This is a genomic window from Paraburkholderia sp. CNPSo 3281, assembly GCF_024206515.1.
GTDB lineage: Bacteria > Pseudomonadota > Gammaproteobacteria > Burkholderiales > Burkholderiaceae > Paraburkholderia > Paraburkholderia nodosa.
On sequence record NZ_JAMBPS010000024.1, the window covers coordinates 1 to 19717 of the forward strand.

17 protein-coding genes and 1 pseudogene are annotated in these 19717 nt (G+C 66.9%); 13 read left to right on the top strand and 5 right to left on the bottom strand.

All coding sequences use genetic code 11. The annotated features are described in order from the left end of the window. The 3 genes from M3I56_RS22255 to phaR form a co-directional block, all read left to right on the top strand. A partial coding sequence (locus M3I56_RS22255) for an acetyl-CoA C-acetyltransferase (RefSeq protein WP_254355842.1) occupies positions 1-997 on the top strand: 997 nt, incomplete at its 5' end. 97 nt (positions 998-1094) lie between these two features. Then, the gene (locus tag M3I56_RS22260) at positions 1095-1835 is read left to right on the top strand and encodes a 3-ketoacyl-ACP reductase (protein ID WP_254355843.1); all 741 of its coding nucleotides are present in this window, start codon (positions 1095-1097) and stop codon (positions 1833-1835) included. A 151-nt stretch (positions 1836-1986) separates the two neighbouring features. Continuing rightward, positions 1987-2592 carry a polyhydroxyalkanoate synthesis repressor PhaR gene (phaR, locus tag M3I56_RS22265; protein WP_035514475.1) on the top strand — a complete coding sequence of 202 codons (606 nt, stop codon included), beginning with the start codon at positions 1987-1989 and terminating at the stop codon, positions 2590-2592. 141 nt (positions 2593-2733) lie between these two features. Here phaR and M3I56_RS22270 read toward each other — a convergent pair. Next, positions 2734-3034 (bottom strand): annotated as a pseudogene (locus tag M3I56_RS22270) (helix-turn-helix domain-containing protein). 318 nt (positions 3035-3352) lie between these two features. On the opposite strand from M3I56_RS22270, the gene rimO reads away from it, so the two are divergent. From rimO to M3I56_RS22295, 5 genes are all read left to right on the top strand, one after another. Further along, positions 3353-4690 carry a 30S ribosomal protein S12 methylthiotransferase RimO gene (gene rimO, locus M3I56_RS22275; RefSeq protein WP_254355844.1) on the top strand — a complete coding sequence of 446 codons (1338 nt, stop codon included), beginning with the start codon at positions 3353-3355 and terminating at the stop codon, positions 4688-4690. Positions 4691-4695: 5 nt separating this feature from the next. Next, on the top strand, positions 4696-5646 hold the full coding sequence (locus M3I56_RS22280) for a sugar kinase (RefSeq protein ID WP_254355845.1): 951 nt from the start codon (positions 4696-4698) through the stop codon (positions 5644-5646). Positions 5647-5683: 37 nt separating this feature from the next. Next, the gene (bktB, locus tag M3I56_RS22285) at positions 5684-6868 is read left to right on the top strand and encodes a beta-ketothiolase BktB (RefSeq protein WP_254355846.1); all 1185 of its coding nucleotides are present in this window, start codon (positions 5684-5686) and stop codon (positions 6866-6868) included. Between the two features lie 60 nt (positions 6869-6928). Continuing rightward, the gene (locus tag M3I56_RS22290; RefSeq protein ID WP_254355847.1) at positions 6929-7534 is read left to right on the top strand and encodes a hypothetical protein; all 606 of its coding nucleotides are present in this window, start codon (positions 6929-6931) and stop codon (positions 7532-7534) included. A 103-nt stretch (positions 7535-7637) separates the two neighbouring features. Continuing rightward, entirely contained in the window at positions 7638-8843 is a 1206-nt protein-coding gene (locus tag M3I56_RS22295) for a cystathionine beta-lyase (protein WP_254355848.1), read from the top strand. A gap of 79 nt (positions 8844-8922) precedes the next feature. On the opposite strand, the gene serB is transcribed toward M3I56_RS22295, so the two are convergent. Beyond that, on the bottom strand, positions 8923-9762 hold the full coding sequence (serB, locus tag M3I56_RS22300; RefSeq protein WP_254355849.1) for a phosphoserine phosphatase SerB: 840 nt from the start codon (positions 9760-9762) through the stop codon (positions 8923-8925). Between the two features lie 357 nt (positions 9763-10119). On the opposite strand from serB, the gene ligD reads away from it, so the two are divergent. Then, the gene (gene ligD / locus M3I56_RS22305; RefSeq protein ID WP_254355850.1) at positions 10120-11172 is read left to right on the top strand and encodes a non-homologous end-joining DNA ligase; all 1053 of its coding nucleotides are present in this window, start codon (positions 10120-10122) and stop codon (positions 11170-11172) included. Positions 11173-11475: 303 nt separating this feature from the next. Beyond that, entirely contained in the window at positions 11476-12045 is a 570-nt protein-coding gene (locus M3I56_RS22310; RefSeq protein ID WP_254355851.1) for a DUF6013 family protein, read from the top strand. A gap of 67 nt (positions 12046-12112) precedes the next feature. Here the strand turns inward: M3I56_RS22310 and M3I56_RS22315 are convergent, their stop codons facing one another. Together M3I56_RS22315 and M3I56_RS22320 are read right to left on the bottom strand one after the other, a co-directional pair. Continuing rightward, positions 12113-12925 carry an ABC transporter permease gene (locus M3I56_RS22315; RefSeq protein WP_028206956.1) on the bottom strand — a complete coding sequence of 271 codons (813 nt, stop codon included), beginning with the start codon at positions 12923-12925 and terminating at the stop codon, positions 12113-12115. Continuing rightward, the gene (locus M3I56_RS22320; RefSeq protein ID WP_254355917.1) at positions 12922-13668 is read right to left on the bottom strand and encodes an ATP-binding cassette domain-containing protein; all 747 of its coding nucleotides are present in this window, start codon (positions 13666-13668) and stop codon (positions 12922-12924) included. Before M3I56_RS22320 ends, M3I56_RS22315 begins: the two co-directional genes overlap by 4 nt. A gap of 130 nt (positions 13669-13798) precedes the next feature. Between M3I56_RS22320 and M3I56_RS22325 the strand changes: the two genes are divergently transcribed. Further along, positions 13799-16333, top strand: coding sequence for an AsmA family protein (locus tag M3I56_RS22325; RefSeq protein ID WP_254355852.1), 2535 nt, complete (start codon positions 13799-13801; stop codon positions 16331-16333). 82 nt (positions 16334-16415) lie between these two features. On the opposite strand, the gene M3I56_RS22330 is transcribed toward M3I56_RS22325, so the two are convergent. Beyond that, complete coding sequence (locus tag M3I56_RS22330; protein WP_028206958.1) at positions 16416-16916, bottom strand: hypothetical protein; 501 nt, start codon at positions 16914-16916, stop codon at positions 16416-16418. 514 nt (positions 16917-17430) lie between these two features. On the opposite strand from M3I56_RS22330, the gene M3I56_RS22335 reads away from it, so the two are divergent. Together M3I56_RS22335 and M3I56_RS22340 are read left to right on the top strand one after the other, a co-directional pair. Continuing rightward, the gene (locus M3I56_RS22335; protein WP_254355853.1) at positions 17431-19083 is read left to right on the top strand and encodes an ATP-binding protein; all 1653 of its coding nucleotides are present in this window, start codon (positions 17431-17433) and stop codon (positions 19081-19083) included. 77 nt (positions 19084-19160) lie between these two features. Next, positions 19161-19661, top strand: a complete 501-nt coding sequence (locus M3I56_RS22340; protein WP_133186021.1) for a response regulator — start codon at positions 19161-19163, stop codon at positions 19659-19661. Positions 19662-19717 lie beyond the last annotated feature (56 nt).

Sequence of the window (19717 nt, forward strand, 5' to 3'; positions counted from 1 at the left end):
CCAGAACGTGGCGCGCCAGGCATCGATCAAGGCGGGCCTGCCCACGGCCGTTCCCGCCATGACGATCAACAAGGTGTGCGGCTCGGGCCTGAAGGCGGTGATGCTCGCGGCCAACGCGATCATCGCGGGCGATTCGGACATCGTCGTGGCCGGCGGCCAGGAGAACATGAGCGCCGCGCCGCACGTGCTGCCGGGCTCGCGCGACGGTTTCCGCATGGGTGATGCGAAGCTCATCGACAGCATGATCGTCGACGGCCTGTGGGACGTGTACAACCAGTACCACATGGGCGTGACGGCGGAAAACGTCGCGAAGGAATACGGCATCACGCGCGAGGAGCAGGACGCGTTTGCGGCGCTGTCGCAGAACAAGGCGGAAGCCGCGCAGAAGGCGGGCCGCTTCGACGCGGAAATCGTGCCGGTGGCGATTCCGCAGCGCAAGGGCGAGCCGCAGCAGTTCGCGACCGACGAATTCGTGCGCCACGGCGTGACGGCGGAGTCGCTCGCGGGTCTGAAGCCCGCGTTCAACAAGGAAGGCACGGTGACGGCGGCGAACGCGTCGGGCCTCAACGACGGCGCGGCTGCGGTCGTGGTGATGTCGGCGAAGAAGGCCGAGGCGCTGGGTCTCACGCCGCTCGCACGCATCAAGGCGTACGCCAGCGGCGGCGTCGATCCGAAGGTGATGGGCATGGGTCCGGTGCCGGCGTCGAAGCGTGCGCTGGAGCGCGCGGGCTGGTCGGTGAACGACCTCGATCTCATGGAGATCAACGAGGCATTTGCCGCACAGGCGCTGGCCGTGAACAAGCAGATGGGCTGGGACACGTCGAAGATCAACGTGAATGGCGGGGCGATTGCGATCGGACACCCGATCGGCGCGTCGGGCTGCCGGATTCTCGTGACGCTGCTGCACGAAATGCAGCGCCGCGATGCCAAGCGCGGTCTGGCCTCGCTGTGCATCGGCGGCGGCATGGGCGTGGCGCTCGCGCTCGAGCGCGCTTGATGTCACTGCCGGAGCTGACCGCTCCGGCGCTTGTGACCCGCGGGGCGACCAATAACTGCAAGCGGCGCAGCCGGAAAACGATAATGGAGTGTGGTTTATGTCAGAGCGTATTGCGTATGTAACTGGCGGGATGGGCGGCATCGGAACGGGCATTTGCCAGCGCCTCGCCAAGCAGGGTTTTACGGTGGTCGCCGGCTGTGGCCCGCATTCGCCGCGCCGCGTGAAGTGGCTGGAAGATCAGAAGGCGCTCGGTTTCGACTTCGTGGCCTCGGAAGGCAACGTGGGCGACTGGGAATCGACGCGCCAGGCGTTCGACAAGGTCAAGGCCGAGGTCGGTGAAATCGACGTGCTCGTGAACAACGCCGGCATTACGCGCGACGTCGTCTTCCGCAAGATGACGCGCGAAGACTGGACGGCGGTGATCGACACCAATCTCACGAGCCTCTTCAACGTCACGAAGCAGGTGATCGACGGCATGGTCGAGCGTGGCTGGGGCCGCATCATCAATATCTCGTCGGTGAACGGCCAGAAGGGCCAGTTCGGGCAGACCAACTATTCCACGGCCAAAGCCGGCATTCACGGCTTTACGATGGCGCTGGCCCAGGAAGTGGCGACCAAGGGCGTGACGGTCAATACCGTTTCGCCGGGCTATATCGGCACGGATATGGTGAAGTCCATCCGTCCCGACGTGCTGGAAAAGATCGTCGCGACGATTCCCGTGCGCCGTCTCGGCGCGCCCGAGGAAATCGCGTCGATCGTGGCGTGGCTCGCGTCCGACGAGTCAGGCTTTGCAACCGGTGCTGACTTCTCGCTGAATGGCGGGTTGCACATGGGCTGATCCTGAGCGCCGCGCGCCTGCAGGGGACGCGCGAAGCTGGGATCGAGGACGGCAGCGGGCCTGTTTGCTCACCGGGGCAGGCACGCTTGACGGGCTAGGCGAACGCGCGACGGCAGCGGCTGCCGCGCGTTGGCGCTAACAAGGGCGACACATGACGACTACAAAGAAAACCGCCGAACGTCTCATCAAGAAATATCCGAATCGTCGGCTGTACGACACGGAGACGAGCACGTACATCACGTTGACCGACGTGAAGCAACTCGTGCTGGAGCAGGAGGAGTTCAAGGTCATCGACGCGAAGACCAACGAGGATCTGACGCGCAGCATCCTGCTGCAGATCATCCTCGAAGAGGAAAGCGGCGGTCTGCCGATGTTCTCGTCGTCGATGCTGTCGCAGATCATCCGTTTCTATGGTCATGCGATGCAGGGCATGATGGGCACTTACCTGGAAAAGAACATCCAGGCGTTCATCGACATCCAGAACAAGCTCGCGGACCAGTCGAAGAGCCTCTACGAAGGCAACGCGATGAATCCCGAGGTCTGGTCGCAGTTCATGAACATGCAGGCGCCGATGATGCAGGGCATGATGACGAGCTACATCGAGCAGTCGAAGAACATGTTCGTGCAGATGCAGGAGCAGATGCAGAACCAGGCGAAGAACATGTTCAGCAGCTTCCCGTTCAAGCCCGTGCCGCCGGGCGGCGCAGCGGCGCCGGCGCAGGGCGCGCCCGAGGGCGGCGAGGAAGAGAAGAAGTAAGCGGCGCGGCGCACACGGCGGGTGGCGCGCGCTGGCAAGTCGCGGCGCGCTTTCGCATATCCGGCGCGCCGCGGCGGCCCGTTGCCGCGCGAGCGCCACGCTTTGTGAGGCAGCGGGTGATGCCGCCGCCTTCATTTACCCTCAGGCGCTTTGCAGGTCGCGCAAGGCTTCAGGGTGCGCCACGGCCAACCGCAAAAGGGATTGTGCGGCCCCGGTCGGCTGGCGCCGGCCTTGGCTCCCAGTCCTGCAGCGTACGCGTGGAAACGCCAGGCAGTGCCGCGAACGCGCTCTGCGAGAGACCGGCGCTCACACGCGCGAGCGCGGCGGCGGTGGGCTTGCGGCCGGTGACGCGCAACGCGCCACTCGAGGCGCCCCGGCGCGCTTTCAACCCGCGCACCGAGTCCAGCAGTTCAGCCTGAAACGGGTCCATTTTCTCGTTCATGTTTTCGCTCTCTCCCCACATCCGGTTCAGGTTGCGTTTGACCGCGCGCCGGGCGCACCGGTCGAAAATTATCCGGATGCGCAATTCGCAGGCGAGCGATAGCTGAACAAAGTTTGATTCTGTCCATATTCCATCCGACCCTGACGCTACGAGGCACGCACCCACCATGCTGCGCCGCACGATACGCCAAACGGGTAAAATGGCGGATTGGCTTGACCCTCGCGCGGCGCTACCTCGCCCTGCGCCCCATATCCGGACGTACACGTGAAAAACCCTGTTGAATCAACGACCCCCCGCAATCCTGCTCCGCGCGTCGGAATGGTTTCCCTCGGCTGCCCGAAAGCGCTTGTCGACTCCGAGCAGATCATTACCCAGTTGCGCGCCGAGGGTTACGAAATCTCGGGGTCTTACGACGGTGCGGATCTCGTGGTAGTCAACACGTGCGGCTTCATCGACGAAGCGGTGCAGGAGAGTCTCGACGCCATCGGCGAAGCGCTTTCCGAGAACGGCAAGGTGATCGTCACCGGCTGTCTCGGCAAGAAGGCGAGCGCGAGCGGCTCGAACCTGATTGAGGAAGTGCATCCGAAGGTGCTCGCCGTGACGGGCCCGCACGCCGTGGGCGAGGTCATGCAAGCCGTGCACAGCCACCTGCCCAAGCCGCACGATCCGTTCGTCGACCTCGTGCCGGCTGCGGGCATCAAGCTCACGCCGCGCCACTACGCGTACCTGAAGATATCCGAAGGCTGCAATCACCGCTGCACGTTCTGCATCATCCCGTCGATGCGCGGCGACCTCGTGTCGCGCCCGGTCGCCGAGGTCATGCTCGAAGCGGAGAACCTCTTCAAGTCCGGCGTGAAGGAACTGCTCGTCATTTCGCAGGACACGAGCGCTTACGGCGTGGACGTGAAGTACCGCACCGGCTTCTGGAACGGCAAGCCGATCAAGACGCGCATGACCGATCTCGTCGGCGCGCTGGGCGAGCTGGCCGCGCAATATGGCGCCTGGGTGCGCCTGCACTACGTCTACCCCTACCCGAGCGTGGACGAAGTCATTCCGATGATGGCCGAAGGTCCGTTCAAGGGCCACGTGCTGCCGTATCTCGATGTGCCGTTCCAGCACGCGCATCCTGAAGTGCTCAAGCGCATGAAGCGTCCCGCGAACGCGGAGAAGGTCATGGAGCGCGTGAAGGCCTGGCGCGAAATGTGTCCCGATCTCACGATCCGCAGCACGTTCATTGCCGGCTTCCCCGGCGAGACTGAAGAGCAGTTCGAAACGCTGCTCGACTTCATCCGCGAGGCCGAACTCGACCGCGTGGGCTGCTTCGCCTATTCGCCGGTCGAAGGCGCAACGGCGAACGAACTCGACGGCGCGCTGCCCGACGAAGTGCGCGAGGAACGCCGCGCGCGCTTCATGGAAGTGGCGGAGCAGGTCTCGGCCAAACGTATTCAGCGCAAGGTGGGCAAGACCCTCAAGGTACTGATCGACGAGATCAACGTCGATGGCGGCATTGGCCGCACCGCGGCGGATGCACCCGAGATCGACGGCGTGGTGTATGTCGCGCCGGCGACCAGGGCGTCGAAGCGTTACAAGGTCGGCGATTTCGTTTCGGTGAAGATCACCGGCGCGGATGGCCACGATCTCTGGGGCGAGGTCTAACCGGCATGACGAGCGTCGCCCCGCAAGTCCTCGCTTATGGCGAGGCCATGGTCGAGTTCAACCAGGCGTCGAAAGACCGTCCCGAGTACTTGCAGGGCTTTGGCGGCGACACGTCGAACTTCGCCATCGCGGCGGCTCGCCAGGGTACACGCACGGGCTTCGTTTCGGCCGTCGGCGACGATCATTTCGGGCGCCTCCTGACCGACCTGTGGGCGCGCGAAGGCGTCGATACCGCGACGGTGCGGGTGGACGCCACGGCGCCCACGGGTGTGTACTTCGTCTCGCATGGCCCGGGCGGCCATGCCTTCGACTATCTGCGCAAGGGCTCGGCCGCGAGCGGTTACACGCCGCGCGATCTGCCGCTCGACATCATCGCGGCTGCGCGCGTGCTGCATCTTTCCGGCATCAGCGTGGCGATCAGCGACAGCGCCTGCGACGCGGCACTGGACGCGGTCGAGCATGCGCGCGCCAACGGCGTGCGCGTGAGCTTCGACACCAACCTGCGCCTGAAGCTGTGGCCGCTCGCGCGAGCCCGCGCCGTGATGAACGAGGTGCTGCGCCTGACCGATATCTGCCTGCCCAGCTGGGACGACGTGGCGGTGCTCACAGGCCTCGACGACCGTGACGCGATCCTCGATTACCTGCTCGCGCGCGGTGCCCGCGTGGTCGCGTTGAAGCTGGGCAAGGACGGCGCCTATGTGGCGACGCCCGACGAGCGGCGCGTCGTGCCGGGCCACGTGGTCGCGGCCGTGGACGCCACGGGCGCGGGCGACTGCTTCGGCGGCGCATTCGTCGCGCGGCTCGCAGCCGGCGACGATCCGTTCGCGGCTGCGCGCTATGCGAACGCGGCCGCCGCGCTCTCGACGCTGGGTTTTGGCGCGGTTGCGCCGATCCCGTATCGCGAGGACGTCGAGCGCTTGCTTGCCGGCCAGCCCGCAAGCGAGGCGCATCAATAACAAGATTCATCCATTCAGGAAGACGAGGAGCAAGACCATGGAACGCGAAGTAGTGGTGGCAAGCGGTGTACGCACGGCAATCGGCGACTTCGGCGGCGGCCTGAAGGACTTCTCGCCGACGGATCTTGGCGCACGCGTGGTGCGCGAAGTGCTCTCGCGCGCGAACGTGGAAGGCGACGCGGTGGGTCACGTGGTGTTCGGCAACGTCGTGCACACGGAGCCCAAGGACATGTATCTTGCGCGCGTGGCCGCCATCAACGGCGGCGTTGCCCAGCACGCGCCGGCATTGACCGTGAACCGCCTGTGCGGCTCGGGCCTGCAGGCGATCGTATCGGCGGCGCAAACCATTCTGCTCGGCGACGCCGACATTGCGATCGGCGGCGGCGCGGAAAACATGAGCCGCGCGCCGTATTCGATGCCGGCCGCGCGTTTCGGCCAGCGCATGGGCGACGCGCAACTCGTCGACATGATGATCGGTGCGCTGCACGACCCGTTCCAGACGATCCACATGGGCGTGACGGCGGAAAACGTCGCGAAGAAGTTCGGCATCACGCGCGAGGCGCAGGACGCGCTCGCGCTCGAATCCCATCGCCGCGCCGAGCGTGCGATCGCCGAAGGCCGCTTCAAGGATCAGATCCTGTCCATCTCAATCAAGTCGAAGAAGGGCGAAGTGCTGTTCGATGCCGACGAGCACGTGCGCCACGGCGCCACGCTGGAGGACTTCTCGAAGCTCAAGCCAGTGTTCGCGAAGGAAAACGGCACGGTCACGGCGGGCAACGCGTCGGGCATCAACGACGCCGCTGCCGCCGTACTGCTGATGAGCGCGGACGCTGCCCGCGCACGCGGCGTGAAGCCACTCGCGCGCCTCGTCTCGTACGCGCATGCGGGCGTCGATCCGGCGTACATGGGCATCGGCCCCGTGCCGGCCACGCAGAAGGCGCTCGAGCGCGCGGGTCTCAAGGTCAGTGACCTCGACGTGATCGAAGCCAACGAAGCCTTCGCGGCGCAGGCCTGCGCGGTGTCGCAGGAGCTCGGGTTCGACCCGGCCAGGGTCAATCCGAATGGCTCGGGCATCTCGCTCGGCCACCCGATCGGCGCGACCGGCGCGCTCATCACCGTGAAGGCGCTTTATGAACTGCAGCGTATCGGCGGCCGCTACGCGCTCGTGACGATGTGCATCGGCGGCGGCCAGGGCATTGCGGCCATCTTCGAACGGATTTGACGCCGACTCGTGACGCGCGGTTTTGCGCAAGGCCACTGTGCAAGTGAAGGAAGGATGCAGATGGAAGGATTGACGCAAGCACAGCGGCCGCCGCGCGCGGCCGCCCGACGGGGCAGCGCCACCCGGGCGCGCGGCTGGATCGTGGCCGCGGCCGCTGCAGCCATGGTCTTCACGCTGCCGCTCGCGGCGCGCGCGCAGGACGCAGGCGCGCCGCCGCCGGTCCAATCCACGCTCAAGCCGAACCCCGAGTTCGCGAAGCTGCCGCAATACGTCGGCACGCTCGGCCAGCGCCAGATCGTCATGCGCCTTGGCGCCAAGGCCGGCGACGACGACCCGACCGGCGTGCATGGCGAATACCAGTTCACGGACACCGGCGAGGTGATCCTGATTGCCGGCGACCACGCGGATGCCACGCTCGAAGCCGAGGACTCGAACGACGGCACGCATATCACCGGCAACTGGGTGGGCACGTTCGCCGAGGACGGCTCGCTTTCGGGCGACCGCATGGACCCGGACGATTCCCATCCGGTGCCATTCGATCTTAAGCCGCTCGCGGCGGGGTCCGCGGCTCCGGCTGTGTCGACCGGCGTGACGAGCGCGCCCGCGTCGACGCCGAACGGCGCGCATGCCGTGAACGGCGTGAGCAATCTCGTCATCGGGCAATAAGCGCCGCTGCGGGTGTTACTCTTCGGTATGCGGCGTTGCACGCGCCATTGCGCGAGCCGCGCGTCGCAACGTCATCGCGCCTCAACCGAATTCGCCTTCCGACATGACCAAATCCGACTCCAGCCGCGCATTGCAGACGCGCATCGTTCACCCGCAAGACGACCTCACGCCCGGCTTCGAGTCGTTTGCCGCGCCTGTCACGCGGGCGTCGACCGTGGTGTTTCCCGACCTCGCTTCGGTTCGCGCGCTCGACTGGCGCAACGACGCGCAATGGCGCTACGGCCTGCACGCCACGCCCACCTCGGCCATGCTGCAAAAGCGCATCGCCGAGATCGAAGGCGGCGAGCATGCGCTGCTGCAACCCTCGGGCCTCTCGGCCATCTCGAACGTCTACTTCGGACTGCTGAAGTCGGGCGACGATGTACTGATCCCCGATAACGTCTATTCGCCGAACCGCGACCATGGCGACTGGCTCGCGCGAGATTTCGGCCTCACGGTGCGTTATTACGAACCGATGATCGGTGCGGGCATCGCCGAACTGATCCAGCCGAACACGAAACTGATCTGGCTGGAAGCGCCCGGCTCGGTGACGATGGAAGTGCCCGACGTGCGCGCGATCACGACGGCGGCGCGCGCGCGCAATGTCGTGACGGCCATCGACAATACGTGGTCGGCGGGCCTCGCCTTCAAGCCATTCGAGCACGGCATCGACATCTCGGTGCAGGCGCTCACCAAGTATCAGTCGGGCGGCAGCGACGTGCTGATGGGCGCGACCATCACGGCAGACCGCGATCTCTATCTCAAGCTCAAGGCCGCGCGCATGCGGCTTGGCATTGGCGTCTCGGTCGACGACTGCTCGCTCGTGCTGCGCGCACTGCCGAGCATGAAGGCGCGCTTCGAGGCGCACGATCGCACCGCGCTCGCACTCGCTGGCTGGCTCAAGACGCGCCCCGAAATCGCGGCGACGCTGCACCCGGCGTTCGAAGATTGCCCGGGCCACGAGTTCTACAAGCGCGACTTCACGGGCGCGGGCGGTCTCTTTTCCGTGGTGTTCGACGAGCGCTACAGTGCGGCGCAGATCGACACGTTCTGCGAGTCGCTCGAACTCTTCGCATTGGGCTGGAGCTGGGGCGGGGCGCATAGTCTCGCGATGCCGTACGACGTCGGTTCGATGCGCACGGCTGCGAGCTGGCCGCATCGCGGCACGCTGGTGCGCTTCTACATCGGTCTCGAAGAAGAAGCCGATCTGCGCGCCGATATCGAGCGCTCGCTCGCGAGGCTCGCGGAAAAAACAAGCACGCCTGAATAACCCGCACAAAGCCACAACGGCCGCTCGCGTCCACAAGGACACGAGCGGCCGTTGGCGTGTCTGCCCCGCGAAAACCGGATCAGAAAAGACGCAGCAACCCGTCGAGCCCGACGAAGTTGAACGCGACGCTCGCGGCCTCGCGCACCACCGGCTTCGCGCGGAACGCCACCGACAAACCGGCCACGCCCATCATCTTGAGGTCGTTCGAGCCGTCGCCCATCGCGATTGCGCGGCGCGGATCGATGCCGATTTCGGCACAGGTTTCGGCGAGCGTACGCGCCTTCACGTCGGCGTTGACGATCTCGCCCGTCACGCGGCCCGTGAGCTTGCCATCGACGATTTCGAGCGTGTTCGCGCGCGTGTAGTCGAGCCCGAGGCGCGCTTTCAGGCGCTCGGTGAAGAACGTGAAGCCGCCGGAAACCAGCAGCGTCTTCAGCCCGGCGGCCTTCGCGCCCGCGAGCATCTGTTCGGCGCCCGGCGAGAGCTGCAGGCGTTCCTCATACACACGCTCGAGGGCGCTCGCGTCGAGCCCCTCGAGCAGCGCCACGCGGCGCGTCAGGCTCTCGTTGAAGTCCTTGATCTCGCCGCGCATCGAGGCTTCGGTAATCGCTGCGACCTCGGCCTTCAGACCGCAGAAGTCTGCGATTTCGTCGATGCATTCGATCGTGATGAGCGTCGAGTCCATGTCCATCGCCAGGAGGCCGAAATCGGCCAGCGCGCGGCCGGCGTCGACGAATGCATAGTCGAGCTGATGCGTGCCGCAGTAGACCTCGAGGTCGGCGCGCTGGGCCGGCTCGGCGTTCTCGATGCGCAGCGCGTGGGCGTCGATCGGCGCGAGGCGGCTGCCGCGGGCGAGGCCGAGGAGCGGCTTGTGATGGACGGTGTCGAGCGGGGCGGGACTCTGGATGACGAGGTTCATGGCAGGACAGGCGAAACCGACGCACGGCGTCGTCGGATTGATCGGATGAAAAAGGGCGCAGTCGCGCGTGTGCGTGCAAGACCCCGCAGTGCTCCTGCAGTGCGCGGCAAAGCCCGTCATTGTAACGTCCCGCCGACCGCTGCGGTCGTACACGCCGCCTGTCGCGTTTGCGCGCCTGGCGGACACTTCCCCGTTTTTGGCATCCGTTTGCGAACACCTTGCAGCGACGAAAGTGCCCATTCGAGGCACAATGGAAGCTCATGCGGCGATCCGACGGGGGCGGCCGCCGCGTGCCGTCAACCGAACGTGTTGCGACTCGCGATGCGTCATGTGCGCCACGGCGCCAGGGGAACCGGTATGCAGGACGCCCGCAAGGCCCCAGCCACGACATCTGCCCGAACGCCGCGCGGCGAGCGGGCCCCGACATCGGACGCCGCCGCACCGGCCACGCCTGCCGCGTCCGTGCACCGCTTGCCTCGTAGCGCACGGCGCCGGCGTGATGACTCCGCCGACAGCGAAATCGACGGCATACGCATCACGAGCGCAAGGCGCGTCATCGACGCGGACAGCGGGACGCACAAGCTCGAGGTCGTGCGCTACTACGAGCGCGCCGCGCGCTGGATCCTGCCGCATCTGCGCGATCGCCCCGTGTCGCTCGTGCGCGCACCGCGCGGCCTGAGCGGCGAGATGTTCTTCCAGCGCCACCGCGCTCGCGCGCCGCTGCCCGAACTCACCGAACACGAAGGGCTCGACCCGGGCCATCCGCCGCTGCTCACGATCGATACGGCGAGAGCGCTGGTGAGCGCCGCGCAGATGGACGTCATCGAGCTGCACACCTGGAACGCTAGTGTCCACGACATCGAGCGGCCCGACCGGGTCGTGTTCGACCTCGACCCCGATCCGGCGCTGGGCTGGGACCGTATGATCGAGGCGGCGCGGTCCACGCGGGCCTTGCTTGCGGAACTGAGGCTCGAATCGTTCTGCAAGACGAGCGGCGGCAAGGGCTTGCATATCGTCGTGCCGCTCACGCCGGACGCGGGCTGGGATGACGCGAAGGCGTTCGCTCGTGCGGTTGCGCAGCATCTGGCCTCGGTTTGGCCCACGCAGATCACGGCCACCATGGGCCCCGAACACCGCAAGAAGAAGATCTTCGTCGACTACCTGCGCAATGCGCGCGGTGCGAGCACGGCGCTCGCGTATGGCGTGCGGGCGCGGCCGGGCATGGGCGTGTCCGTGCCGATCGGCTGGGACGAACTGGAGGCGACGACGGGCGGCGCGCAATGGACGCTTGCGACGATCGACGCGCGCCTCGCGCAGGTCGAGCAAGCCGATCCCTGGGCAGCCTATGGGCGCGTGCGCCAGACGTTGACGGCGGAGCTGACGCTGGGTCTCGAAACCGCCGGCAAGTAGCGGCGCGAGGTGAGGGTTTGCGCGTGCCGTGTATGCACGACGAGTCGGCCACGCAGACGCCGGCCGGTGCCAACGGTGCGCTGTTGGACGGCAAGCAAATTGCTGGCGATGACAAGCCGGATAAAACCTGGTCCGTTCGATGCATGTGCTCGGCGCAAGGCAGCGCGCAGCGCGCTAGACTGCTAACAGACCATCCGCCGCACGGGAGCGGAGCGTCGTACCTGGTGTTTCGCGGCTCGCCGCGTTCGTTGCGTACGCCGCTTTTCGCTCGCGGGCGCGGCCGTTCCCGCCAGGAGGTGACGCATGCCTTGCCGCAGCTCCCGCCATACTCGCCGCCGCCCCGCGGTGCTCGTCCAGTTTGTCCTCGCCGCTTCCTGCGCGATCGCGCTGCCGGCATTCGCGGCCACGCCGATCACGGTCACCTCGAAGGCCGCGACCGACGGGCCGATCCGCTACACCGTGCGGGTCGCGTCGAAGGCGTTCGGCGACGCCCAGGAGACCCGCACCCTGCGCTCGGGCGATACCGACGACTTCACCTGGCGCACCACGCCGCCGGGCGGTGCGGTCGCGACGCCGCAAGGCTGCCCGGACTACGCCTCGTTGCCGCTCGACGCGAATGGCGCGATGGTCCGGCAGACCCAGGTGCGTCTGGCGCCAATCGTCGCGAGCAACGGCACGGCCACCGTGCAGGTGAGCTTCCGCGCCCAGGCGCCGCACGGCACGCAGACGGTGTCGAGCAACGGCGCTTCGCTCACGTGCCCCGCCGTGGTCGCGCATAGCGAGGTCACCCACCTCACGATGCCCACCAATGGCACCGCGAAGACGCTCAAGCTCAGCGACGGCACGCAAATCTCGATCTCGGCGCAGCGCTAGGGCGCGGCTCGAGCGGGAGGGCCGGCGAGACGCACCAGGCGCGCCGGCCGCGCACGCCGCCCGGGCTTTAAGCGCGTGTCTTGCGCTCGATGAGCCGCGCAACGAGAAAGCGATGCTGCGGCGAGAACAGGCGCCGGTACGCGAGCAGCACCGCGCCCACCGTGCCGAGCGCCGACGAAGCCGCGATCAGGAACATGATCACGATCTGATAGCGGACGGCCTGTAGCGGCGATTGCCCCGCGAGCACCTGGCCTGTCATCATGCCGGGCAGGCTTACCACGCCAACCACGGCCATCTGGTTGAGCGTCGGAATCATGCCGGCGCGCACGGCCTCGCGGGCGCTCGCCTGCGCGGCTTCCCAGCGTGTGGCGCCCAGCGCGAGCGCGCTCTCCACACGGTCGCGCCGCGCGGTCAGCTCCTGCATCATGCGCTCCACGCCGAGCGACACCCCCGTCAGCGTGTTGCCGAGAATCATGCCGAGGATCGGAATCGCATATTGCGGCTCGTACCACGGCCGGATGCGGATCACCACGAAGAGCCCGACTGCCGCCACGAGCCACGCGCTCACCCAGATCGACACGATGCTGTCCGCGCGCTGCCCGCCATAGGTGCGCGCGCCGCGCTGCGCTCCTGCGAAGCCGGCGATCAGCGTCATGAGTACCATGAGCGGCAGCACGACGTACCAGCGGTTGAACGCGAACACCCAGCCGAGCACGTAACCGATCGCGAGCAGCTGCACGACGGTGCGCACGGCGGCCCACGCCAGCTTGCGTTCGAGGTCGAGCTTGAGCAACACGGAGACCGCGCCGTTGACGAACACTAGGAGCGCCGCAATGGCGACGTCGCCGATGCCGAGGTTCTGCAGCACGCCGGGGCTCATTGCGCGGCTCCCTGGGTGAACGCCGCGCGCGTGGCGGGTTCTTCGAGCACACCCGCGCGCATCGTCAGATGCCGCGCGCCCACGCGCTGTGCCTGGGCGGGATCGTGCGAGACCCAGACCGTGGCGCGCCCCGTGCGCGCCTCATCGAACCAGCCGGCGACGAGCGCTTCGACGGCGCGCGCCGATTCGGGGTCGAGAGACGCGGTCGGCTCGTCGAGCAGGAGCGCTTCGGGATCGAGCTGGAGCACGCGCACGAGCGCCACGATCTGCGCTTCGCCGCCGGAAAGCTCGGCGGTGTCGCGCGCGAGGAAGTCGCTGGAACGGCCAGTGGCGGCGAAAAGTGCGCTGGCGCGCGCCGGGTCGAATCGCACATCGCGATATACCGCTAGCGTGTAGGGGTAGCGCAGATTGTCCTCGACGCTGCCGTCGAGCAGCGCAGGCCGCTGCCGCAGGTACGCAATATGCCGCCGATAGTGGACAATGCGCCCGCGCGTGACCGCTTCGCCGTGCCAGCGCACGTCGCCGCCATCGAGCGGGTCGAGCAGCGCGAGCGCGCGCAGGAACACACTCTTGCCGGAGCCGGACGGTCCCGTCAGCACGGCGCGCTCGCCCGCCTGCAAGGCGAAATCGGTGGGTTGCAGCAGCCACTGGCCGCGTTGCGCGTCGCGCCGGGCGATCTGGTGCGCCTCGACGAGCGGCACGCCACTGGCGTGGGGTGGGGGAAGTGGGGTGTGCTTGAGCATCGAAAGATTGCAAACAGGGCAGGCATACAGGTCGTGCGAGGCAGTCATGCAGATGTAACCGGGCACGCTGACTGCTCTTGCGGTATTGCAACATAGCAGGCCATACAACAACGCATAACGTGGAGCACGCATGACGTCACCGCAGCCCAAGCCTTTCCGACTCGGCCGCACACTCGCCAGGATCATCGCATGGCTCGTCGCGGTTGTCGTCGTGTTGATTGCCGTGCTCGTCGTCTTCATCCTGACGTTCGACTGGAACCACGCCAAACCCTACGTGAACGAGAAGGTCACCGAGGCCATCGGGCGGCCGTTCGCGATCGAAGGCGATCTCAAGGTGGGCTGGCAGCGGCCGCCCGGCGAAACGGGCTGGCGCGCGTGGGTGCCCTGGCCGCGTTTTTCCGCCACGCAGATCGAGATCGCCAATCCCGACTGGACGAAGTCCCCGCACTTCGCCACGCTCGACGAGATCGACTTCGAGGTGGCCGTGCTGCCGCTGCTCGCGCACGACATCGTGATTCCGGCGATCAATCTCGTGAATCCGTCGATCGACGTCGAGCGCCTCGTCGACGGGCGCAACAACTGGACCTTCAAGCTGCCCGCCTCGAGCGGACCGTCGACGTGGCGGCTCGATCTGCACGACATCACGTTTTCGAGCGGCAATATTGCCGTGAGCGACCAGCAGACGAAAACCGACGTGAAGATCACGGTGAGCCTGCTCGGGCACGGCATCCCGATCGGCAAGGTGATGGAGGAGCAGGAAGCGGCGTCGCGCCAGGGCTCCGCGCAGGTCATCGGGCGTGCGGGCGCGAACCGGCTGACCCAGCAGGTCAACAAGGAGCAGGCTTCGGAGGCGGCGGCCGCCAGCGCGGCCAGCGGGGCGGCGGCTTCGGGCGTGCCGGCTGCCGCGAGTGTTGCCGGCACAACCACGGGCACGTCGAGCGCAACAAGCGCGCCCGCAGCCGGCTCGCAGACACTCGCCGCGAGCGGCGCCAGCGGCGCTGTCGTCGGCTCGGGCGCGGCGCTCGCGCAGCCGCCCGTGAAACAGCCGTTCTACGCGATCGGCTGGACGATCAAGGGCACCTATGGCAAGACGGCGCTCTCGGGCGACGGCAAGCTCGGCGGCGTGCTCGCCCTGCAGGACGCGAAGCGCCCGTTCCCGATCCAGGCCGACGTGCGCGTGGGCGACATGCACATCGCGCTGGTCGGCACGGTCACCGACCCCATGCATCTGGCCGCCGTCGATCTGCGCCTGTGGCTGCAGGGGCAAAGCCTGGCGCATCTCTACAACCTCACCGGCGTGACGTTGCCCGAAACGCCCCCGTATGCCACCGAAGGCCGCTTCGTCGGCAATTTCAAACGCGGCGCGAGCGTGTTCCGCTATGAGAACTTCACGGGCCGCGTCGGCGGCAGCGATCTGAACGGTACGGTGGTCTACGAGCAACGCACGCCGCGGCCGCTCCTGAGCGGCGAGCTGGTCTCGAACCTGCTGCAGTTCTCGGACCTCGCGCCGATCATCGGCGCCGACAGCCGTGCGAGCAAGGAAAAGCGCGGCGACACCGTGACCCAACCTGCCGATCGCGTGATTCCGGTCGAGCAGTTCCGCACCGACCGCTGGAACGCCATCGACGCCGACGTCAAGTTCACGGGGCGGCGCATCATCAAGCAGGGCAGCCTGCCGGTGCAGGACCTCTACACGCACGTCATGATGACGAACGGCGTGCTCGTGCTCGACCCGCTGCAGTTCGGCGTGGCAGGCGGCACGCTCGGCACGCGGCTGAACCTGGACGGCAGCGGCGCGCCGCTCAAGGCGCGCGGCACGCTGGAGGCGCGCCACCTGAAGCTCAAGCAGCTATTCCCGAACTTCAAGACGATGCAGTCGGCGCTCGGCGAGATCAACGGCGACGCATCGCTCACGGCGACCGGCAACTCGCCGGCGGCGCTCGCTGCGACCTCGAACGGCGAGGTGAAGCTGCTCGTCACGCAGGGCACGATCAGTATGCTGCTCATGGAGGCGGCGGGCCTGAACGTGGCGAACGTGGTCTACGAAAAGCTGTTCGGCTCGCGCGACGTGAAAATCAATTGCGCCGCGGCCGACTTCGTCGCCACCAACGGCGTGCTCGATCCGCGCGTGTTCGCGCTCGACACCGACGACGCCGTGATCGACATCGACGGCCCGATCGATCTGCGCGACGAGTCGATGAACATGAAGGTCCATCCGCATACCAAGGGCTTCCGCATTTTCACGCTGCGCTCGCCGCTCTACGTGAAGGGCACCTTCAAGAACCCGCATGTGGGCGTGGATGCGACGGCGCTTGCGCTGCGCGGCGGCGCCATGATCGGGCTCGGGCTGATCAACCCGTTCGCCGCGCTGATTCCGCTCATCGCGCCGAGCAACAACAAGCCGCTGCCGTGCGACACGCTGTTCGCGCAGATGCATCAGCATCCCGTGGCGCCGCCGCCGGGCCAGAAAATGCACGCGCTGCCAAAGCCCGACCTCGGAAGCGCAGGCACGGGCGCGAGCGCGGCTGCGGCGACTGACAAGGGCGGCAAGGGCGATAAGGGTGACAAGGGCGCGAAAGCGGGCCCGGCAATGCGCAGCGCGCCGTCGCCGGCCTCGGCTGGCAAGCCGACGCAAGGGCAGGAGCCGCTCTACAAGGGAAGCTGATTCGGGAAGCGGACGCGAAAAACACTGCGCCGGGTCAATCGACCCGGCGCAGTGCCGTAGTGAACTTCGTTGGAAGCGCGACCTAGCGCAACGAACGCGGCGCCGTGTCGCCGGCGGCGTCCTGGCGGCGCGTCACGCGCCGGGTGGTCATGGTCGGACGCGCGGCGCCGAACTCGGGCAGGACCCGGCCGCGCGCGCGGCTCGCGAACACAAGGAAGCCGAAGCCGTCCGCCTCGTACCAGTAACCGCCGTTCTCGAGGCCTTCGATCGGCTGCTCGAGCGCGTGAGCGATCGATTCGATGCAGCGCTTGCGCAACTCGCTCGTGCCCGGATAGGGCGGCTGCGCACCGCGCACGCTGCACAGGAGCACGTCGAGCCCCGGCAGGATATGCGCATACAGCACGGGCTCGTCCTGCGCGCGCGCACGCGCGATCTTGGTATCAAGTTGGCCGAACGGTTTGAAGTGGCTCAGCACGGCGAGAAATGACTCATCGCCGTCTGCCTTGACGCGTTTGCGCTTTTTCGGGAAGGACATAAAAATTCGCCTGAAAAAGGTGGATTGCAGTACACGCAGCGTTCCCATGCGACCACTCCCGGACTGGTGCGCCGCACGTCGATCCTTTATAGCACACGGATTTGCTGTCTTCATGAGGATCGAGATGGGGACGGTCCGCTTGAACGGCGCGCGGACCGCCTGTAGCGATCCGGCCTGCGCGGCCCGGCTTGCTGCCCCTGTTTCAAAACCCTCATCGCGTTCGCAAACGCCATGCCGGATCGCACGTCGCGCTCATGTAGATATCCCGGCGCTCTCTCGCTTGTCTCCGTCTCAATAATAGACCTGTGTGTGCGCTCGGTGTGGCGAATTGCCGCAAAAAAGCGGGTTTTCCACGACGCGAGGTGTGTGGTGTCACATACATTGTCATCCTGAAAAATCGCGCAGATAATGTTGCGGTTCTGGTGCCCGCGGTTGCCCCAGGCGCCCCCAGCTGGCTGGTTTTGCGAGGGCGGACGCGGCGCGAGAGCTTGCAAAACGCATTGCAGAACGCATGGCGAAAAGCACGGCGTGCCGCCCAGACCCGCCACCGAACCAGACCGACATGAAACTCTTCGCCAAGGGGCTCTTGCTGATCGCGATTCCGAGCGTCGTCGAACTGGCGCTGCTGGGCGTCGTGTTCGACGCGCAGGGAAAGGCCGCGCTCGCGGCCAAACGCGCCGAGAACACGCAGCAAATCCTTTGGCAGGCCAACAGTCTCGTCGACCCGTTGCTGCGCGAAGCCGCGCGCGTGCGCACCGGCATCGTGCTCGAAGACCCTTCCTTCATTGATCGCCACGCCGTCTGGACCGAGTTCTCCGACCGCATCACGCTGCTTGCGCGGATGGTCGCCGACAATCCGCCCCAGCTCGCGCGCGTCGAGCGCATGCGCGACGCCGCCTATGCATGGCGCAAGGAAGCGGGCGATATTGCCGATGCGCTACGCACGGGACATAGCGCGCCGTTTGCGCGCGTGGCGGGCAACGGCATGCCGCCCGAGATCGAGACGGTGCGCGAGGTGCTGGGCGAGTTCATCGCCGAGGAGACGCGGCTCGACGAGGCCCGCGCGGCGATGCTGCGCGAGACGCGCGAGCGCCAGCAGGACGCGCTGATTTTCGCCGTGGTGGGCTCGATGCTGATCTGGGCGTTCACGGCGATGGCGTTTGCGCGCAACGTGGGCGTGCGACTCGCCGCGCTCGGCGCGAACGCCGAGCGTCTGGGCGATGGGGCGCCGCTCGCGCCGCCGCTCTCGGGCGACGATGAAATCGCGGCGCTCGATGCGGTGCTGCATCAGACGAGCGCGCGGCTGCGCGTGGCCGAGCGCGAACAGACCGCGCTGAAGGCGCAGCTCCAGGCGCGCGCCGCGGATCTCGCGAGCGCCAACGAGCATTTGCGCCAGGAGAGTCAGGACAACGAGATGTTCATCTACAGCGTGTCGCACGATTTGCGCTCGCCGCTCGTGAACCTGCAGGGTTTTTCGAAGGAACTGCAGGTATCGTGCGACGACTTGCGCACGCAGGTCGACGCGGCGGGGCTGCCCGAACACGAATATCGCGCGATGGCCGAAGTGCTCGACGGCGATGTCGACGAATCGCTGAAATTCCTGCGTCAGGCGGTGGCGCGCGCGGCGGCCATCATCGAGGCGCTGCTGCGCATCTCGCGCGCCGGACGCCTCGAATACCGCTGGCAGCGCGTCAACGTCGCGCGGCTCGTCGAGCGCGTGCTCGGTGGCCTCGCCGAGGAACGCACGAAGGCCGCGCGCATCGAAGTGGGCGAGTTGCCGCCCGCGTGGGGCGATCCGGCCGCGCTCGAGCAGATCTTCGGCAACCTCATCGAGAACGCGCTGCACCATCTCGATCCCGCGCGGCCGGGCCGGGTCGAGATCGGCGCGCTAGAGGCCGGCGCGCAATCCGCCGGCGAACCCGGCAAAAGCGCGGGAAAAGGCCCCGGAAAATCAGCGGCCAGAGAGCCTGGCGAACGTACGCGGACTTATTTTGTGCGCGACAATGGCGTTGGTATCGCGCAGGCGTATCTGCCGAAGCTGTTCCGCGCCTTTCAGCGGCTGCACGGCGGCGAATCGCCCGGGCAGGGCACCGGCCTCGCGCTCGCCAAGCGGATTGCGGAGCGGCATGGCGGGCGCGTCTGGGTCGAATCGACCGAGGGCGCGGGCTCGACGTTCTTCGTCGCGCTGCCGGACCAGCCGTTGCGTACCACATAGCGGGTATTCTGGCGCGCGCTGCGCGGCAAGCTTTCAACAAGCCTTAAAAAGTTCATGCAGGACGTAGGAGAGTCGAGATGACGAACGGGGAACAGGTCAGCATCGTGCTGATCGAAGACGACGACGGGCATGCCACGCTGGTCGAGCGTAACCTGCGCCGTTCGGGGATCTCGAACGGCTTTCTGCGCTTTCGCGACGGCCAGGAGGCGCTCGATTATTTTTTCGGCACGCCGGGCGATAACCCGGCTGCGGCCGCGCACTGGCCTTCGCGCGACGCGCTCGGCAATTTTGTCGTGCTGCTCGACCTGCGCATGCCGCGCGTGGACGGCTTCGAGGTGCTGCGGCGCCTGAAAGCGGAGCCCGCCACGGCGTCGGTGCCGGTGATCGTGCTCACGACCACCGACGACCCTCGCGAAATCGAACGCTGCTATGAGCTCGGCTGCAACGTGTACATCACGAAACCGGTCGAATATGACGCGTTCATCGAGGCCGTTCGCCGGCTCGGCTTCTTTCTCCAGGTCGTCAAGCTGCCGCCGGGACATCGCTTCGTCCAGGCGCGGCCGGCCGGCGCCCAATAACGCATCACGCATGCATCGCGCATGCAATCATCACGCATTGGCAATCGAATGGAAGA

Bases quoted from the DNA above. Each gene is read 5' to 3' on its own strand.
- ligD (WP_254355850.1), top strand. From the start codon at position 10,120: ATGCAGGACGCCCGCAAGGCCCCAGCCACGACATCTGCCCGAACGCCG.
- M3I56_RS22295 (WP_254355848.1), top strand. From the start codon at position 7,638: ATGACCAAATCCGACTCCAGCCGCGCATTGCAGACGCGCATCGTTCAC.
- phaR (WP_035514475.1), top strand. From the start codon at position 1,987: ATGACGACTACAAAGAAAACCGCCGAACGTCTCATCAAGAAATATCCG.
- rimO (WP_254355844.1), top strand. From the start codon at position 3,353: ATGGTTTCCCTCGGCTGCCCGAAAGCGCTTGTCGACTCCGAGCAGATC.
- M3I56_RS22320 (WP_254355917.1), bottom strand. From the start codon at position 13,668: ATGCTCAAGCACACCCCACTTCCCCCACCCCACGCCAGTGGCGTGCCG.
- M3I56_RS22340 (WP_133186021.1), top strand. From the start codon at position 19,161: ATGACGAACGGGGAACAGGTCAGCATCGTGCTGATCGAAGACGACGAC.
- M3I56_RS22315 (WP_028206956.1), bottom strand. From the start codon at position 12,925: ATGAGCCCCGGCGTGCTGCAGAACCTCGGCATCGGCGACGTCGCCATT.
- M3I56_RS22310 (WP_254355851.1), top strand. From the start codon at position 11,476: ATGCCTTGCCGCAGCTCCCGCCATACTCGCCGCCGCCCCGCGGTGCTC.
- M3I56_RS22325 (WP_254355852.1), top strand. From the start codon at position 13,799: ATGACGTCACCGCAGCCCAAGCCTTTCCGACTCGGCCGCACACTCGCC.
- serB (WP_254355849.1), bottom strand. From the start codon at position 9,762: ATGAACCTCGTCATCCAGAGTCCCGCCCCGCTCGACACCGTCCATCAC.
- M3I56_RS22335 (WP_254355853.1), top strand. From the start codon at position 17,431: ATGAAACTCTTCGCCAAGGGGCTCTTGCTGATCGCGATTCCGAGCGTC.
- M3I56_RS22280 (WP_254355845.1), top strand. From the start codon at position 4,696: ATGACGAGCGTCGCCCCGCAAGTCCTCGCTTATGGCGAGGCCATGGTC.
- M3I56_RS22330 (WP_028206958.1), bottom strand. From the start codon at position 16,916: ATGGGAACGCTGCGTGTACTGCAATCCACCTTTTTCAGGCGAATTTTT.
- M3I56_RS22290 (WP_254355847.1), top strand. From the start codon at position 6,929: ATGGAAGGATTGACGCAAGCACAGCGGCCGCCGCGCGCGGCCGCCCGA.
- M3I56_RS22260 (WP_254355843.1), top strand. From the start codon at position 1,095: ATGTCAGAGCGTATTGCGTATGTAACTGGCGGGATGGGCGGCATCGGA.
- bktB (WP_254355846.1), top strand. From the start codon at position 5,684: ATGGAACGCGAAGTAGTGGTGGCAAGCGGTGTACGCACGGCAATCGGC.